The organism is Pseudonocardia sp. ICBG1142, from assembly GCF_020496255.1.
GTDB lineage: Bacteria > Actinomycetota > Actinomycetes > Mycobacteriales > Pseudonocardiaceae > Pseudonocardia.
In genome coordinates this window covers 16,514-32,412 of record NZ_JAHLJC010000023.1, presented here as the reverse complement: position 1 = coordinate 32,412, position 15,899 = coordinate 16,514, and the positions used below count along the sequence as shown (strand labels likewise).

Genomic DNA, 15,899 nt, shown 5'->3' with positions numbered 1-15,899 from the left:
TGCGACCGCCCCCGCCCGCTCGCAACTCATCAAGAGTCGGGCGGAACGCGTCCAAGGCCATTACCAGGTCACTAAACCGCTCGGGGAAGGCCTCTCGCAGGATCACGTCGGCGTATCGAGTAGCACCGTAGACGTAACCCTCTGGCCATCCGTCAGTCGTGACCGTGCGAACCTCACCAGCGACATCGACGGCATCGTCCTCGACGGGCTCCGGAGTGTCGTCGGTTCGCTCCACCGAGGGAGATTCGTCAAGGCTCACACGCACAACGCTATCGGCCAGCGGCACCTTCCTCGACTATAGGTTGGGTCGCGTCGTCCAGCAGGCCGCACTGAGAGCCTTTTTCATCGTGATTCTGCTGGTCAGGGGCTTGGTGAGGGCGGTGGTGTAGCTGGGTGAGCCTCCCGGGAGAACAGCAATCGACCAAGATCAGCTGTCTCACCAGGAGGCTCGGCGTGTTGCCCTACCTTGCTGCGATGACAGATGGTCGGGTCACGCAGTACTGCCGCGCCGCTTCCGGTCCTCACCCGCCCCTGGGGGCGGGCTGCGGTCCGGGTCGACTTGCCCTCGGACAAGTGCGCGATCACGTGAACACCCTCCCTGGTCAGCGTAATCACGTAGCCACTCGATCACGTGACCGCAGACGCTTTGACCAGGGATGACAGGAGCGTGAAAAGCAGCCTATTAGACGGTCAGTCATGAAACTCGATGCGCCCGAAATTGCGGAACCGCACGTCAGCGCCGTACCTGTCACGTATCGCGGAGTTCAGCTCCTCCACCACCTGATGTCGCGCGGCGCGCGCTTCGTCCTGCGCCTGGTCACGGCCATAGGTGCGCAGCCCCGAGTACGCCTCGGCGATCGCGCGGCGGTTCGCCGCGTTGGGGGGCCGGTCTTCGGCCAGCCACGCGCGCAGGGTGCGGGCGGTCGGGTTGAGCCCGGCACGGTCCGCCAGCTCAGACCCGCGCGCGGTGCCGGTCAGGGCTCGCAGTTGAGCGTGCCAGCCGGTCGCGGTGTAGCTGGTGGCCTCACCCTGCGCGGCGCGAGCATTGGCCTGCTTCATCGACGACAGTGCCGCCCCGACCCGGTCTAGGTCGAGCCGGTCGAGCCGGACCGCCGCGCGCGGGGTCTCGACCCCGGCCCACTCCACGCGAGCGCCGTAGACCGTCATCCGCTCCGGCATCTGCTCCTCCCCCGCCTGATACTCCTCCCAGGCGCGTTCAGCCGCCGCTTCCAGCGCGGCTTCCTCAGTGTCGGTGTAGTCGGTCGCCGGGCCCGTGTCCTTGCCGGCCATCAGGTCTCCCGGGTCTCGCGCGTCTTCGCCTTGAAGCTGCCGAGCGCGACGCCGTCCGGATCAATCTGAAGGGGAGCGCGGCCCCCGGGCCGCGGGGTGGTGGTCACGACTTCGAGCGCGTCAGCCGGGAGTACCAGCTCATCGACGTTCGCCAGCGCGACCGGTCCGAGCTCCGGGGCGAGCTTGCGGCAGTCGTTCGCCCACCGCCACAGAGTCGCCGACGCCTGCGCCTGGATGGTGTGCGTCCAGTCTGGCCGCTGTGCTGCGGCGCGCCACTCACGGGTATTCCCGCTGGTCGGGGTGCCCAGCATCAGGGACAACGCCTGTCCGAACGCGGTCTTGACCGCCGCGTACTGGTCCGAGTCGCGACCGTAGGTCGTGATCGCCTCTTTCCTGAGGGCGTTGATGTAGCCGGTCCAACCTGAGAGCCGCACACCGGCTGCGGTGTAGGAGTCGAGTACCGTCAGGTCAGCCCAGCGGCCTTCCTCGGCAAGATCCCGTAGCAACGCTGCGGTCGGTGTCGGCACCCACAGCTCGGTGGCCTTTCCGTGCCCGGCTAGCGGGTGCGGCAGCTCGTCCCCCTCGGCCCACGGGTGCACCTGGACCTGCCAGTAGCCCGCGCGCTGCGCGTCGAACTCGCATTCGCCGGTGTGCTCCAACCCGCCGTGTGCCACGAGCACCGACGACGCAGCCGCTACGAACGCGCCGGAGCGGTCCAGGGACACGACTTCCCCGGCGAACGGGCGCTCCCACGCCCACGAGCTGATCACATGCGCGGCCCACGTGATCCCCGGCAGCGGCGGGCGCCAGAACGGCCGGCGGAGCCGACCCTCGGCATCCTTGCGGCGCGGCGCGAACTCCTCCTCCAGGGCCCGCAGCACACGCAGCGGGTCGCCGTCGGCGAGCGCGGCCGTGTCAGCTGTCAGCCGCGCGGCCTGTTCCTGTCGCCGCTTCTGCGCGAACGCGCGCGCCGACGAGCCACGGCGCGCGCCGGACTTCGCGGCGGGCGGCTCGGGCGACGCGGGCGGAGTCAGCACCTGGCCGTCATCGGCAGGGCGGTCCTGCTCCGGCGGGGTCGACGGCGCCGAGGTGCGGTCACAGTCGCGGCGTGGGCAGCCGTCCGGGGTCGCGTGCCGAGCGGTGCCGCACCGCGACCGAATCAACGTGGGGTGCCCGCACAGGACGCAGGGCTCCTCTTGGCCCTCGTCGAGGACCACTCCGAACCCGCAGGCGGGCCCGGGGACCTGACAGGCCACACACCCAGCGCCCGCCGCCGCAGGGGTCTGAGCGGGAGACGATTCCGGCGCCGCGGTGCGCGCGCCCGTGGTCAGCGGTTCCGGCCCCCCGACCGCAGCCTTGACCGGCACCGGGTAGCCCTCGGTCTCGCCGAGATGCTCGATGCGCCACATCCCGATCTTGTCGCGGGTCCGCCCGGCCCGCCGGACGGTGATCTTCTCGCCCGCCCATCGTCCTTCCCGGTTGGTCAGCCACCGCCCCAGGCTCTTCGCGATGACACCGACACCGAGTCGTCCGCGCACGACCTTCTCGCCCAGCTCTGCGGGGAGAGCGTCGAGCGGGATCGGCCGCCGCGCCGCGTTCGCCTGATCAAACTCGCCGTTCCCGACGTGGTGATCCTCGGAGACCAGCGCCAGCAGCTCCTTGACCGTCCAAGCTCGTTCCCCGAACTGGCAGTGCACCGCTTCGAGGAAGTCTCGCCACTCCTGGTCGTCGTCTCCGACGGTGATCCGCTGGGAGTCGGCCCCGTCGAACGTGCCGGGAATGCCAGCGTGCCCCAAGATCCCGTCCACGGTCTCGATCCACGCCCGGTAGGAATCCGCTCCGGCCTTGCGGCGCAGGGGCCGCCCGGCGACCACCCACGCCCTGATCAGCGTGAGCAGCGCCCCGATCAGCGCACCACGGCGCTGCCCGACCCAGCTCTTCAGGTCCTTGATCGTGAAGTCGTTCCGCTTCTCGGGGTGCGGGACGCCGGGGTCGATGGTGATCTGCACGGTGCGCCGGACGAGGTCCCCCCCGAGCGACATGTTGTTCCCGGTGACCACCCAGATGCGATCGTTCTTCGCGGTCACCATCTCGGTCGCACCGAGTCGCCGATCCGACCAGACCGGCGAGGTGAGCAGGCCAGCGAGTACCGGGGACTTCAGCGTCCCGGACACGTTGTCGAACTCGACCACCGGCGCGGTCGTGGTGTCCAGGATCGTGGTGATGGACTTGCGCCATTCCTCCGAGTCGGCGGGGGTGTCCGCGCGGAACACCCCCCCGTGCAGTGTCCGTATGATGTCAGACAGCAGCGACTTCCCCGACCCCGGCGACGGGGCACCGATCGCGGCCAGCTTGTAGGGCGGCGGACAGATCTCCCGCAGCAGCGGGGTCAGCAGCATCCCGACGTAGTTGGCGTGGTCGGCCTCGGACTTGAACGCGAAGTCGCCGAGCATGTCCGACAGCAGCGTGACCGCCGCACGGACATCAGCGCGGGTCGGTTCCTGCGGGACCGGCGGCACCGTCAGCCCGTCCGGCGGCAGGAAGATCAACCGCGTCTCGGGGTCGTAGCCCGGCTGGTCGATGATCGTGCCGTCCCGGCGCGGCGTCGGCACGTGCGTCACGCCGCGCAACGGGCGCAGCGACCGCATGTAATCCAGCGAGTCCACCGCCCGCTGCGCCGCCTCCAGCGGGAACAGCGTGTCGACCTCACGCGGCGCGCCGTCCTTGGTGTAGCGGATCTCGCGGCACGAATGCGTCTGATCGACCAGCGCGGCGACCTGGCGGGCAGTCACACGCCGGACCTGCGCGGGCCCGTCATCGTCGCCCGGATCGCGGGGCGGCACGTGCCCGTCCTCACCGACGCGAGGGGTGTGCACGACGTCGTAGCCGCGCCGGAACACGCCCGACAGCGGCCCGGCGCCCATCGAAGCAGTGAGCCACTGCAAAGACCCGGCAGGGGACTCGATCACCAGCTCCGGCCGCTCCGGGCCCCGCGAGACCGGCCGCCCGGGCGCGGCCCCTCCGGTGCTGCCGGACGTGCGGCGCCGACGCGTCGGCGACTTCTTCTCGGTACTAGCAGCGGATGCCGCCGCCTTGCTCGCGGCCTTCCCGCTCACCGGGCCCACCGCCGCGTCCCGGTAGTAGCAACACGCTTAGTTTGCGTCGCCTGGCCTGGCGTTGGCCTGTACAGTCGCACGCACGACCTCCTACGAGGTAGTTCGGTCGAGGACCCCCCGACGCGCCGCGAAACGAGACGGGGGGTCTTCGCATGTTCAGGGTCGGTTAGGCGCTGAGGTCCAACTGCTTCGCGTGGTCGGGCACAGGGAAGCCGTGAGCCTTGGCCACCAGCCGGATCAGATACTCGTTGAGGCTGAGTCCGAGCGCGGTCGCGCGCTCCTCGTAGAGGGCCCGGTGTTCGGCTGGCCAGTGCACCTTGCAGGGGTTGCGTGGCCCCCAGCGTGGCGTTGGTCCATATGACATGAGCCATTCCTACCGGAACCAGACTCTGAGTCGGGGTAGACGCGCCGACGACGCCGGATCGTGTGTTCATCGGTTCCCCCTCCTGCCTGTCCAGGACCACGGCCCCGGCAGGTCGACGCGCTGGCGGTGCGCGCAGCTGTTCCAGGACCAGGGTCCGAGCCGGACGGTCACCGATGTGATCCGCCACCGGAGCCATCCGGTGGCCGCAGCGTTGATCACGAGGGGGCCGAGCGGGAGGCGTTTGCGGCCGTGCACGCCCATCAGAACGGCCCCTCCTCGTTGTCCTGGCCCTTGGCGTCGCCCTGCGGCTTCTCAGTCCAGGGTGGTCGGGTTCTGCGGTCGGCGGTCTCTCCGGTGCGCGGGTCGACCGGTGCCGCGCCGCCGTTCCTGCCGCGCTTGGTGATGACGACGGTGGCGAACTGGGTCGAGGCGCCGACCTCGTCGGCCTGCATCTCGATCACGGTGCGCTTGTCGCCTTCCCGGGTCTCGAACGAGCGCTGCACGAGTCGGCCGTGCACGATCAGTCGGTCTCCCTTGCGTGCGGACTCGGCGAGGTTTTCCGCGGGATCGCGCCACAGGGTGCAGCGCAGAAACAGCGGGTCGCCGTCGCGCCATTCGCCGGTCTGTCGGTCGAATGTGCGTGGATTCGATGCGACGGTGAAGTTCGCGACCGCGGTACCGGACTCGGTGAATCGCAGCTCGGGGTCGGCTGTGAGGTGCCCGATGATGGTGGTGACGGTCTCTCCGGACATTCCGATCGGTGTCCTTTCCTGGCGAGGTTCTGAAGGGCTGACTTCCTGGTTTCTTGTTGTGTCGGTCAGGCTACTTCGGCGGGCTGGTCGGAAGTTTCCTGTTCCCACATGGCGCCCCACTCGTCAAGGCTCTGAGTGGTCCATGTGGGAGACCGTCCCGCCCGTTGTGTGTTCGGGATCTCGCGGGCCTGTCGCCGCTTCCTGAAGGTTTCCGGATAAATGCCCAGGTAGGCGGCCGCGTCCACGTTTCCCGTCACCCACTCCGTGCCGCTCTGCGTCGATTCCTCGGCGGTCGGCGTGCCCGGTTCCCACTTCCCACTCCCGTCGGTTGGCCCAGTGACAGCGACCTCGTTCGCCGCGTCATGGGAAGTAGTTGTGGCCCACTGCTTGATTTCGTCGTCGGTGGCCCAAATGTTCTGAACCCACGTCTCGGATTCGCCGTCGGAATAGATCCAGCGGCCCCGTTCCGGGCGTGACCGCGGCACCGGAAACGTTCCGACGAGACGCATCCAGTTCTGCCGCCGGAATCCCGCGAGCCCGCGGAACCCGAGGCTCGTGATCAGTCCGATTCCACCGGTGATCTGGTGGTCGATTCGTTGTCCGGCGAGCACGATGTGAACGCTGAACGCCGCGCCTTGCCACATGGAGGCATCCCGCGCAGCGCTGACGACACCGCCTCTGATCCGGCATCCTTGTCTCATGCCACGCGTTGACTACTACGACGACCCAGCAGCTCCGCCTGCCAACTCCCTCGTGCCGTCTGTGACCGCTGCCGTCCGAGACGAGGAGGGACGTCTCCTGATGATTCACAAGGTGGACAACAATTACTGGGCTCTCCCCGGCGGTGGGATGGACCTTGGCGAGTCGGTAGCCGCTGCGGCAGCGCGGGAGGTGCTCGAAGAGACCGGCGTGACTGTGGAAATCACCGGCCTCGTAGGTATCTATACTAATCCGAAACACGTGATGGCCTATGACGACGGCGAGATTCGACAAGAATTCTCAATCTGCTTCCACGCTCGTCCGCTTTCTGGCGCCCCTCGGGAAGATGGCACGGAAACCAAGGCAGCAAAGTGGGTCGAGGTTGATCAAATCCGCAAATTGTCTATTCATGAGTCGATGCGCCGGCGCATCGAGGATGCATTAGCCAAAAGTGAGCGGCCAAAAATCTCCTGAACCGGCCGCCTGTAGACGTGCAGTAGTCCGCGAAATGGCCGCGCTGATAAGCGGTTGAGCAGAAGTCATTGCTCGACCAACAACAGAGCTAGAGTCGTAGCGATCTAGAATCTCGGCGAGGCGGGCGGTGTAGTCGAATGGCTCACCACTTGGACCGGTGGTCATGTCTGCCATCCACAAGGCGTCCGCCGTGGCCGAGCGTTCTCGTTGCCACCGACGTAACTCTGAAAGCAGTCCACGTTGCTCAGCTTCACACTCTGCCGCGGAGTGATGCGCAACTAGGGCGCATAAGCGCTCCGAGTAGCCGAGACCGGCTAAGTATGAGGCGCCGTCGATTTGATGCATTCCGGTCTGTCGAGCATCAGGCGCGTAACCGAGGTCATGCCACCATGCGGCAACAATCAACAGGTCAGAGTCTTCGGCGGGCACAGCTAGCGAGAGGTCAGCCGCCCTTGCCGCCACAGCTACCGTGTGCTGCCAGCGTTGACCTAACGGCTCCAGGAGCTCGCGTGCGACCTCGGCGGCGGCCGACGGACTAGGCATCTCGGACACGTCCAGGACTCTACGGCGGATCACTGCTTACGGGGCGGCGGACCTGGGCGTAGATCGCCGTCCGAGTTCATAACCACAGCATCCGCCCTGCGGGGTATGCAGGGGTATGCGGACTGAAATTCCCCACCCCCACCATGCACGAATCGGTAAGCCTCACCTAATCCCTGCTGCGCTCTGGGAGAATTTGGGTCCGCATACCCCGCAAACCCCGCACAACCCTCAGTAACCGAAAACCACCCACAGTAACCGAAGGCCGACGACTACACAAAGCCACCACGCAATCACGTGATCATGCGACCATCACCCAATCACATGATCACACAATCACGCGATCACAAGCCTTTGACCAGCAAAAAACACGCGCAGAACGACGCAGTCGTTCTGCGCGTGTTTTTGCTGGTCAAAGGCTTGTGATCGCGTGATTGTGTGATCATGTGATTGGGTGATGGTCGCATGATCACGTGATTGCGTGGTGGCTTTGTGTAGTCGTCGGCCTTCGGTTACTGTGGGTGGTTTTCGGTTACTGAGGGTTGTGCGGGTTTGCGGGGTATGCGGACCCAAAATTCTCCCAGAGCGCAGCAAGGGATTAGGTGAGGCTTACCGATTCGTGCATGGTGGGGGTGGGGAATTTCAGTCCGCATACCCTGCATACCCCGCAGGGCGGATGCTGTGGTTATGAACTCGGACGGCGATCTACGCCCAGGTCCGCCGCCCCGTAAGCAGTGATCCGCCGTAGAGTCCTGGACGTGTCCGAGATGCCTAGTCCGTCGGCCGCCGCCGAGGTCGCACGCGAGCTCCTGGAGCCGTTAGGTCAACGCTGGCAGCACACGGTAGCTGTGGCGGCAAGGGCGGCTGACCTCTCGCTAGCTGTGCCCGCCGAAGACTCTGACCTGTTGATTGTTGCCGCATGGTGGCATGACCTCGGTTACGCGCCTGATGCTCGACAGACCGGAATGCATCAAATCGACGGCGCCTCATACTTAGCCGGTCTCGGCTACTCGGAGCGCTTATGCGCCCTAGTTGCGCATCACTCCGCGGCAGAGTGTGAAGCTGAGCAACGTGGACTGCTTTCAGAGTTACGTCGGTGGCAACGAGAACGCTCGGCCACGGCGGACGCCTTGTGGATGGCAGACATGACCACCGGTCCAAGTGGTGAGCCATTCGACTACACCGCCCGCCTCGCCGAGATTCTAGATCGCTACGACTCTAGCTCTGTTGTTGGTCGAGCAATGACTTCTGCTCAACCGCTTATCAGCGCGGCCATTTCGCGGACTACTGCACGTCTACAGGCGGCCGGTTCAGGAGATTTTTGGCCGCTCACTTTTGGCTAATGCATCCTCGATGCGCCGGCGCATCGACTCATGAATAGACAATTTGCGGATTTGATCAACCTCGACCCACTTTGCTGCCTTGGTTTCCGTGCCATCTTCCCGAGGGGCGCCAGAAAGCGGACGAGCGTGGAAGCAGATTGAGAATTCTTGTCGAATCTCGCCGTCGTCATAGGCCATCACGTGTTTCGGATTAGTATAGATACCTACGAGGCCGGTGATTTCCACAGTCACGCCGGTCTCTTCGAGCACCTCCCGCGCTGCCGCAGCGGCTACCGACTCGCCAAGGTCCATCCCACCGCCGGGGAGAGCCCAGTAATTGTTGTCCACCTTGTGAATCATCAGGAGACGTCCCTCCTCGTCTCGGACGGCAGCGGTCACAGACGGCACGAGGGAGTTGGCAGGCGGAGCTGCTGGGTCGTCGTAGTAGTCAACGCGTGGCATGAGACAAGGATGCCGGATCAGAGGCGGTGTCGTCAGCGCTGCGCGGGATGCCTCCATGTGGCAAGGCGCGGCGTTCAGCGTTCACATCGTGCTCGCCGGACAACGAATCGACCACCAGATCACCGGTGGAATCGGACTGATCACGAGCCTCGGGTTCCGCGGGCTCGCGGGATTCCGGCGGCAGAACTGGATGCGTCTCGTCGGAACGTTTCCGGTGCCGCGGTCACGCCCGGAACGGGGCCGCTGGATCTATTCCGACGGCGAATCCGAGACGTGGGTTCAGAACATTTGGGCCACCGACGACGAAATCAAGCAGTGGGCCACAACTACTTCCCATGACGCGGCGAACGAGGTCGCTGTCACTGGGCCAACCGACGGGAGTGGGAAGTGGGAACCGGGCACGCCGACCGCCGAGGAATCGACGCAGAGCGGCACGGAGTGGGTGACGGGAAACGTGGACGCGGCCGCCTACCTGGGCATTTATCCGGAAACCTTCAGGAAGCGGCGACAGGCCCGCGAGATCCCGAACACACAACGGGCGGGACGGTCTCCCACATGGACCACTCAGAGCCTTGACGAGTGGGGCGCCATGTGGGAACAGGAAACTTCCGACCAGCCCGCCGAAGTAGCCTGACCGACACAACAAGAAACCAGGAAGTCAGCCCTTCAGAACCTCGCCAGGAAAGGACACCGATCGGAATGTCCGGAGAGACCGTCACCACCATCATCGGGCACCTCACAGCCGACCCCGAGCTGCGATTCACCGAGTCCGGTACCGCGGTCGCGAACTTCACCGTCGCATCGAATCCACGCACATTCGACCGACAGACCGGCGAATGGCGCGACGGCGACCCGCTGTTTCTGCGCTGCACCCTGTGGCGCGATCCCGCGGAAAACCTCGCCGAGTCCGCACGCAAGGGAGACCGACTGATCGTGCACGGCCGACTCGTGCAGCGCTCGTTCGAGACCCGGGAAGGCGACAAGCGCACCGTGATCGAGATGCAGGCCGACGAGGTCGGCGCCTCGACCCAGTTCGCCACCGTCGTCATCACCAAGCGCGGCAGGAACGGCGGCGCGGCACCGGTCGACCCGCGCACCGGAGAGACCGCCGACCGCAGAACCCGACCACCCTGGACTGAGAAGCCGCAGGGCGACGCCAAGGGCCAGGACAACGAGGAGGGGCCGTTCTGATGGGCGTGCACGGCCGCAAACGCCTCCCGCTCGGCCCCCTCGTGATCAACGCTGCGGCCACCGGATGGCTCCGGTGGCGGATCACATCGGTGACCGTCCGGCTCGGACCCTGGTCCTGGAACAGCTGCGCGCACCGCCAGCGCGTCGACCTGCCGGGGCCGTGGTCCTGGACAGGCAGGAGGGGGAACCGATGAACACACGATCCGGCGTCGTCGGCGCGTCTACCCCGACTCAGAGTCTGGTTCCGGTAGGAATGGCTCATGTCATATGGACCAACGCCACGCTGGGGGCCACGCAACCCCTGCAAGGTGCACTGGCCAGCCGAACACCGGGCCCTCTACGAGGAGCGCGCGACCGCGCTCGGACTCAGCCTCAACGAGTATCTGATCCGGCTGGTGGCCAAGGCTCACGGCTTCCCTGTGCCCGACCACGCGAAGCAGTTGGACCTCAGCGCCTAACCGACCCTGAACATGCGAAGACCCCCCGTCTCGTTTCGCGGCGCGTCGGGGGGTCCTCGACCGAACTACCTCGTAGGAGGTCGTGCGTGCGACTGTACAGGCCAACGCCAGGCCAGGCGACGCAAACTAAGCGTGTTGCTACTACCGGGACGCGGCGGTGGGCCCGGTGAGCGGGAAGGCCGCGAGCAAGGCGGCGGCATCCGCTGCTAGTACCGAGAAGAAGTCGCCGACGCGTCGGCGCCGCACGTCCGGCAGCACCGGAGGGGCCGCGCCCGGGCGGCCGGTCTCGCGGGGCCCGGAGCGGCCGGAGCTGGTGATCGAGTCCCCTGCCGGGTCTTTGCAGTGGCTCACTGCTTCGATGGGCGCCGGGCCGCTGTCGGGCGTGTTCCGGCGCGGCTACGACGTCGTGCACACCCCTCGCGTCGGTGAGGACGGGCACGTGCCGCCCCGCGATCCGGGCGACGATGACGGGCCCGCGCAGGTCCGGCGTGTGACTGCCCGCCAGGTCGCCGCGCTGGTCGATCAGACGCATTCGTGCCGCGAGATCCGCTACACCAAGGACGGCGCGCCGCGTGAGGTCGACACGCTGTTCCCGCTGGAGGCGGCGCAGCGGGCGGTGGACTCGCTGGATTACATGCGGTCGCTGCGCCCGTTGCGCGGCGTGACGCACGTGCCGACGCCGCGCCGGGACGGCACGATCATCGACCAGCCGGGCTACGACCCCGAGACGCGGTTGATCTTCCTGCCGCCGGACGGGCTGACGGTGCCGCCGGTCCCGCAGGAACCGACCCGCGCTGATGTCCGTGCGGCGGTCACGCTGCTGTCGGACATGCTCGGCGACTTCGCGTTCAAGTCCGAGGCCGACCACGCCAACTACGTCGGGATGCTGCTGACCCCGCTGCTGCGGGAGATCTGTCCGCCGCCCTACAAGCTGGCCGCGATCGGTGCCCCGTCGCCGGGGTCGGGGAAGTCGCTGCTGTCTGACATCATACGGACACTGCACGGGGGGGTGTTCCGCGCGGACACCCCCGCCGACTCGGAGGAATGGCGCAAGTCCATCACCACGATCCTGGACACCACGACCGCGCCGGTGGTCGAGTTCGACAACGTGTCCGGGACGCTGAAGTCCCCGGTACTCGCTGGCCTGCTCACCTCGCCGGTCTGGTCGGATCGGCGACTCGGTGCGACCGAGATGGTGACCGCGAAGAACGATCGCATCTGGGTGGTCACCGGGAACAACATGTCGCTCGGGGGGGACCTCGTCCGGCGCACCGTGCAGATCACCATCGACCCCGGCGTCCCGCACCCCGAGAAGCGGAACGACTTCACGATCAAGGACCTGAAGAGCTGGGTCGGGCAGCGCCGTGGTGCGCTGATCGGGGCGCTGCTCACGCTGATCAGGGCGTGGGTGGTCGCCGGGCGGCCCCTGCGCCGCAAGGCCGGAGCGGATTCCTACCGGGCGTGGATCGAGACCGTGGACGGGATCTTGGGGCACGCTGGCATTCCCGGCACGTTCGACGGGGCCGACTCCCAGCGGATCACCGTCGGAGACGACGACCAGGAGTGGCGAGACTTCCTCGAAGCGGTGCACTGCCAGTTCGGGGAACGAGCTTGGACGGTCAAGGAGCTGCTGGCGCTGGTCTCCGAGGATCACCACGTCGGGAACGGCGAGTTTGATCAGGCGAACGCGGCGCGGCGGCCGATCCCGCTCGACGCTCTCCCCGCAGAGCTGGGCGAGAAGGTCGTGCGCGGACGACTCGGTGTCGGTGTCATCGCGAAGAGCCTGGGGCGGTGGCTGACCAACCGGGAAGGACGATGGGCGGGCGAGAAGATCACCGTCCGGCGGGCCGGGCGGACCCGCGACAAGATCGGGATGTGGCGCATCGAGCATCTCGGCGAGACCGAGGGCTACCCGGTGCCGGTCAAGGCTGCGGTCGGGGGGCCGGAACCGCTGACCACGGGCGCGCGCACCGCGGCGCCGGAATCGTCTCCCGCTCAGACCCCTGCGGCGGCGGGCGCTGGGTGTGTGGCCTGTCAGGTCCCCGGGCCCGCCTGCGGGTTCGGAGTGGTCCTCGACGAGGGCCAAGAGGAGCCCTGCGTCCTGTGCGGGCACCCCACGTTGATTCGGTCGCGGTGCGGCACCGCTCGGCACGCGACCCCGGACGGCTGCCCACGCCGCGACTGTGACCGCACCTCGGCGCCGTCGACCCCGCCGGAGCAGGACCGCCCTGCCGATGACGGCCAGGTGCTGACTCCGCCCGCGTCGCCCGAGCCGCCCGCCGCGAAGTCCGGCGCGCGCCGTGGCTCGTCGGCGCGCGCGTTCGCGCAGAAGCGGCGACAGGAACAGGCCGCGCGGCTGACAGCTGACACGGCCGCGCTCGCCGACGGCGACCCGCTGCGTGTGCTGCGGGCCCTGGAGGAGGAGTTCGCGCCGCGCCGCAAGGATGCCGAGGGTCGGCTCCGCCGGCCGTTCTGGCGCCCGCCGCTGCCGGGGATCACGTGGGCCGCGCATGTGATCAGCTCGTGGGCGTGGGAGCGCCCGTTCGCCGGGGAAGTCGTGTCCCTGGACCGCTCCGGCGCGTTCGTAGCGGCTGCGTCGTCGGTGCTCGTGGCACACGGCGGGTTGGAGCACACCGGCGAATGCGAGTTCGACGCGCAGCGCGCGGGCTACTGGCAGGTCCAGGTGCACCCGTGGGCCGAGGGGGACGAGCTGCCGCACCCGCTAGCCGGGCACGGAAAGGCCACCGAGCTGTGGGTGCCGACACCGACCGCAGCGTTGCTACGGGATCTTGCCGAGGAAGGCCGCTGGGCTGACCTGACGGTACTCGACTCCTACACCGCAGCCGGTGTGCGGCTCTCAGGTTGGACCGGCTACATCAACGCCCTCAGGAAAGAGGCGATCACGACCTACGGTCGCGACTCGGACCAGTACGCGGCGGTCAAGACCGCGTTCGGACAGGCGTTGTCCCTGATGCTGGGCACCCCGACCAGCGGGAATACCCGTGAGTGGCGCGCCGCAGCACAGCGGCCAGACTGGACGCACACCATCCAGGCGCAGGCGTCGGCGACTCTGTGGCGGTGGGCGAACGACTGCCGCAAGCTCGCCCCGGAGCTCGGACCGGTCGCGCTGGCGAACGTCGATGAGCTGGTACTCCCGGCTGACGCGCTCGAAGTCGTGACCACCACCCCGCGGCCCGGGGGCCGCGCTCCCCTTCAGATTGATCCGGACGGCGTCGCGCTCGGCAGCTTCAAGGCGAAGACGCGCGAGACCCGGGAGACCTGATGGCCGGCAAGGACACGGGCCCGGCGACCGACTACACCGACACTGAGGAAGCCGCGCTGGAAGCGGCGGCTGAACGCGCCTGGGAGGAGTATCAGGCGGGGGAGGAGCAGATGCCGGAGCGGATGACGGTCTACGGCGCTCGCGTGGAGTGGGCCGGGGTCGAGACCCCGCGCGCGGCGGTCCGGCTCGACCGGCTCGACCTAGACCGGGTCGGGGCGGCACTGTCGTCGATGAAGCAGGCCAATGCTCGCGCCGCGCAGGGTGAGGCCACCAGCTACACCGCGACCGGCTGGCACGCTCAACTGCGAGCCCTGACCGGCACCGCGCGCGGGTCTGAGCTGGCGGACCGTGCCGGGCTCAACCCGACCGCCCGCACCCTGCGCGCGTGGCTGGCCGAAGACCGGCCCCCCAACGCGGCGAACCGCCGCGCGATCGCCGAGGCGTACTCGGGGCTGCGCACCTATGGCCGTGACCAGGCGCAGGACGAAGCGCGCGCCGCGCGACATCAGGTGGTGGAGGAGCTGAACTCCGCGATACGTGACAGGTACGGCGCTGACGTGCGGTTCCGCAATTTCGGGCGCATCGAGTTTCATGACTGACCGTCTAATAGGCTGCTTTTCACGCTCCTGTCATCCCTGGTCAAAGCGTCTGCGGTCACGTGATCGAGTGGCTACGTGATTACGCTGACCAGGGAGGGTGTTCACGTGATCGCGCACTTGTCCGAGGGCAAGTCGACCCGGACCGCAGCCCGCCCCCAGGGGCGGGTGAGGACCGGAAGCGGCGCGGCAGTACTGCGTGACCCGACCATCTGTCATCGCAGCAAGGTAGGGCAACACGCCGAGCCTCCTGGTGAGACAGCTGATCTTGGTCGATTGCTGTTCTCCCGGGAGGCTCACCCAGCTACACCACCGCCCTCACCAAGCCCCTGACCAGCAGAATCACGATGAAAAAGGCTCTCAGTGCGGCCTGCTGGACGACGCGACCCAACCTATAGTCGAGGAAGGTGCCGCTGGCCGATAGCGTTGTGCGTGTGAGCCTTGACGAATCTCCCTCGGTGGAGCGAACCGACGACACTCCGGAGCCCGTCGAGGACGATGCCGTCGATGTCGCTGGTGAGGTTCGCACGGTCACGACTGACGGATGGCCAGAGGGTTACGTCTACGGTGCTACTCGATACGCCGACGTGATCCTGCGAGAGGCCTTCCCCGAGCGGTTTAGTGACCTGGTAATGGCCTTGGACGCGTTCCGCCCGACTCTTGATGAGTTGCGAGCGGGCGGGGGCGGTCGCACCGTCTTCGTCGCTCGCTTCGATAGGTCGCTGGCTGACGTGCTCTCGCCAAGCGACGAGAAGGTGTGGGGAAAGCAGAACGTTACGATCGAGAAGTCAGTCCGACTCGACGGCGCCCCGCTGCGCACCAACCGTGTGCGTGGCCACGAAATCGACATGTTCGGTAAGGGTACGCTGGAGCAACCGCTGCCAGGTATCGCGGTTGAGATGGAATGGAACAACAAGGACCCGTTCTACGATCGGGACCTTGTTAACTTCAAGGCCTTGCACCATGAGGGAGCTATCGCGGTCGGCGTGATCGTGACGCGTGGCCCTGGACTGCAATCACTCATCGGCCCCACCATTCGTAGCAAGGATGGTGGCTACAAGTACGGGCAGTCCACCACCCACTGGTCAAAGTTGGTCCCAAAGGTTAATCTCGGTGGCGGCGGCGAGTGCCCGTTACTGCTGGTGGGGATCGAACCAGCACGTATCGATGGCATTGAACTGGCTGAACAGGTGCGGGCGCGGCTGGACGAGGCGGCAACGTTCAAGGAGGCTTGGCGTGATGTCTACTCGTCGTGGGCGGAGGCGAAGCCTCAGCATGACCGGATGTGGCAGGAGGCGATCGACCTCATGCCGCCGATGCGCGAAACGAAGGAAATGTAGACACGTTGCGGA

Annotated in this window: 14 protein-coding genes; 7 read left to right on the top strand and 7 right to left on the bottom strand. The window is 67.0% G+C overall.

Annotated features, from left to right (window positions below; all coding sequences use genetic code 11):
• The 5 genes from KPL59_RS13670 to KPL59_RS13650 all read right to left on the bottom strand — a co-directional run.
• A partial coding sequence (locus KPL59_RS13670; protein ID WP_226361015.1) for a hypothetical protein occupies nucleotides 1-286 on the bottom strand: 286 nt, incomplete at its 3' end.
• 404 nt (nucleotides 287-690) lie between these two features.
• Nucleotides 691-1,290, bottom strand: coding sequence for a hypothetical protein (locus KPL59_RS13665; protein ID WP_226361010.1), 600 nt, complete (start codon nucleotides 1,288-1,290; stop codon nucleotides 691-693).
• Nucleotides 1,290-4,406 carry a hypothetical protein gene (locus tag KPL59_RS13660; protein WP_226361011.1) on the bottom strand — a complete coding sequence of 1,039 codons (3,117 nt, stop codon included), beginning with the start codon at nucleotides 4,404-4,406 and terminating at the stop codon, nucleotides 1,290-1,292. Before KPL59_RS13660 ends, KPL59_RS13665 begins: the two co-directional genes overlap by 1 nt.
• 624 nt (nucleotides 4,407-5,030) lie before the next feature.
• Nucleotides 5,031-5,522 (bottom strand): single-stranded DNA-binding protein, encoded by a 492-nt coding sequence (locus tag KPL59_RS13655; protein ID WP_226361012.1) that lies wholly within the window; start codon nucleotides 5,520-5,522, stop codon nucleotides 5,031-5,033.
• 65 nt (nucleotides 5,523-5,587) lie between these two features.
• A complete protein-coding gene (locus tag KPL59_RS13650; protein WP_226361013.1) occupies nucleotides 5,588-6,166 on the bottom strand; it encodes a hypothetical protein in 579 nt (192 codons plus the stop codon).
• Between the two features lie 55 nt (nucleotides 6,167-6,221).
• Here KPL59_RS13650 and KPL59_RS13645 point away from each other — a divergent pair, with 55 nt between their 5' ends.
• The gene (locus KPL59_RS13645) at nucleotides 6,222-6,695 is read left to right on the top strand and encodes an NUDIX hydrolase (protein WP_226361014.1); all 474 of its coding nucleotides are present in this window, start codon (nucleotides 6,222-6,224) and stop codon (nucleotides 6,693-6,695) included.
• Here the strand turns inward: KPL59_RS13645 and KPL59_RS13640 are convergent.
• Nucleotides 6,663-7,238, bottom strand: coding sequence for an HD domain-containing protein (locus tag KPL59_RS13640; protein ID WP_226361017.1), 576 nt, complete (start codon nucleotides 7,236-7,238; stop codon nucleotides 6,663-6,665). The two genes, KPL59_RS13645 and KPL59_RS13640, sit on opposite strands and share 33 nt — an antisense overlap.
• A 764-nt stretch (nucleotides 7,239-8,002) precedes the next feature.
• Between KPL59_RS13640 and KPL59_RS13635 the strand changes: the two genes are divergently transcribed.
• Nucleotides 8,003-8,578 carry an HD domain-containing protein gene (locus KPL59_RS13635; RefSeq protein ID WP_226361017.1) on the top strand — a complete coding sequence of 192 codons (576 nt, stop codon included), beginning with the start codon at nucleotides 8,003-8,005 and terminating at the stop codon, nucleotides 8,576-8,578.
• On the opposite strand, the gene KPL59_RS13630 is transcribed toward KPL59_RS13635, so the two are convergent.
• Nucleotides 8,546-9,019 carry an NUDIX hydrolase gene (locus KPL59_RS13630; RefSeq protein ID WP_226361014.1) on the bottom strand — a complete coding sequence of 158 codons (474 nt, stop codon included), beginning with the start codon at nucleotides 9,017-9,019 and terminating at the stop codon, nucleotides 8,546-8,548. The genes KPL59_RS13635 and KPL59_RS13630 overlap by 33 nt on opposite strands.
• 55 nt (nucleotides 9,020-9,074) lie before the next feature.
• Between KPL59_RS13630 and KPL59_RS13625 the strand changes: the two genes are divergently transcribed.
• The 5 genes from KPL59_RS13625 to KPL59_RS13605 all read left to right on the top strand — a co-directional run bounded on the left by KPL59_RS13625 (nucleotide 9,075) and on the right by KPL59_RS13605 (nucleotide 15,887).
• Entirely contained in the window at nucleotides 9,075-9,653 is a 579-nt protein-coding gene (locus KPL59_RS13625; RefSeq protein WP_226361013.1) for a hypothetical protein, read from the top strand.
• A 65-nt stretch (nucleotides 9,654-9,718) separates the two neighbouring features.
• Nucleotides 9,719-10,210 carry a single-stranded DNA-binding protein gene (locus tag KPL59_RS13620; RefSeq protein ID WP_226361012.1) on the top strand — a complete coding sequence of 164 codons (492 nt, stop codon included), beginning with the start codon at nucleotides 9,719-9,721 and terminating at the stop codon, nucleotides 10,208-10,210.
• A 624-nt stretch (nucleotides 10,211-10,834) separates the two neighbouring features.
• A complete protein-coding gene (locus KPL59_RS13615; RefSeq protein ID WP_226361011.1) occupies nucleotides 10,835-13,951 on the top strand; it encodes a hypothetical protein in 3,117 nt (1,038 codons plus the stop codon).
• On the top strand, nucleotides 13,951-14,550 hold the full coding sequence (locus tag KPL59_RS13610; RefSeq protein WP_226361010.1) for a hypothetical protein: 600 nt from the start codon (nucleotides 13,951-13,953) through the stop codon (nucleotides 14,548-14,550). Before KPL59_RS13615 ends, KPL59_RS13610 begins: the two co-directional genes overlap by 1 nt.
• A gap of 404 nt (nucleotides 14,551-14,954) precedes the next feature.
• Nucleotides 14,955-15,887, top strand: a complete 933-nt coding sequence (locus tag KPL59_RS13605) for a BglII/BstYI family type II restriction endonuclease (RefSeq protein WP_226361009.1) — start codon at nucleotides 14,955-14,957, stop codon at nucleotides 15,885-15,887.
• Nucleotides 15,888-15,899 lie beyond the last annotated feature (12 nt).

What these genes read in the sequence shown, in the direction of transcription:
- KPL59_RS13665 (WP_226361010.1), bottom strand. Translation starts at nt 1,290, where the DNA reads ATGGCCGGCAAGGACACGGGCCCGGCGACCGACTACACCGACACTGAG.
- KPL59_RS13655 (WP_226361012.1), bottom strand. Translation starts at nt 5,522, where the DNA reads ATGTCCGGAGAGACCGTCACCACCATCATCGGGCACCTCACAGCCGAC.
- KPL59_RS13650 (WP_226361013.1), bottom strand. Translation starts at nt 6,166, where the DNA reads ATGTGGCAAGGCGCGGCGTTCAGCGTTCACATCGTGCTCGCCGGACAA.
- KPL59_RS13645 (WP_226361014.1), top strand. Translation starts at nt 6,222, where the DNA reads ATGCCACGCGTTGACTACTACGACGACCCAGCAGCTCCGCCTGCCAAC.
- KPL59_RS13640 (WP_226361017.1), bottom strand. Translation starts at nt 7,238, where the DNA reads ATGCCTAGTCCGTCGGCCGCCGCCGAGGTCGCACGCGAGCTCCTGGAG.
- KPL59_RS13635 (WP_226361017.1), top strand. Translation starts at nt 8,003, where the DNA reads ATGCCTAGTCCGTCGGCCGCCGCCGAGGTCGCACGCGAGCTCCTGGAG.
- KPL59_RS13630 (WP_226361014.1), bottom strand. Translation starts at nt 9,019, where the DNA reads ATGCCACGCGTTGACTACTACGACGACCCAGCAGCTCCGCCTGCCAAC.
- KPL59_RS13625 (WP_226361013.1), top strand. Translation starts at nt 9,075, where the DNA reads ATGTGGCAAGGCGCGGCGTTCAGCGTTCACATCGTGCTCGCCGGACAA.
- KPL59_RS13620 (WP_226361012.1), top strand. Translation starts at nt 9,719, where the DNA reads ATGTCCGGAGAGACCGTCACCACCATCATCGGGCACCTCACAGCCGAC.
- KPL59_RS13610 (WP_226361010.1), top strand. Translation starts at nt 13,951, where the DNA reads ATGGCCGGCAAGGACACGGGCCCGGCGACCGACTACACCGACACTGAG.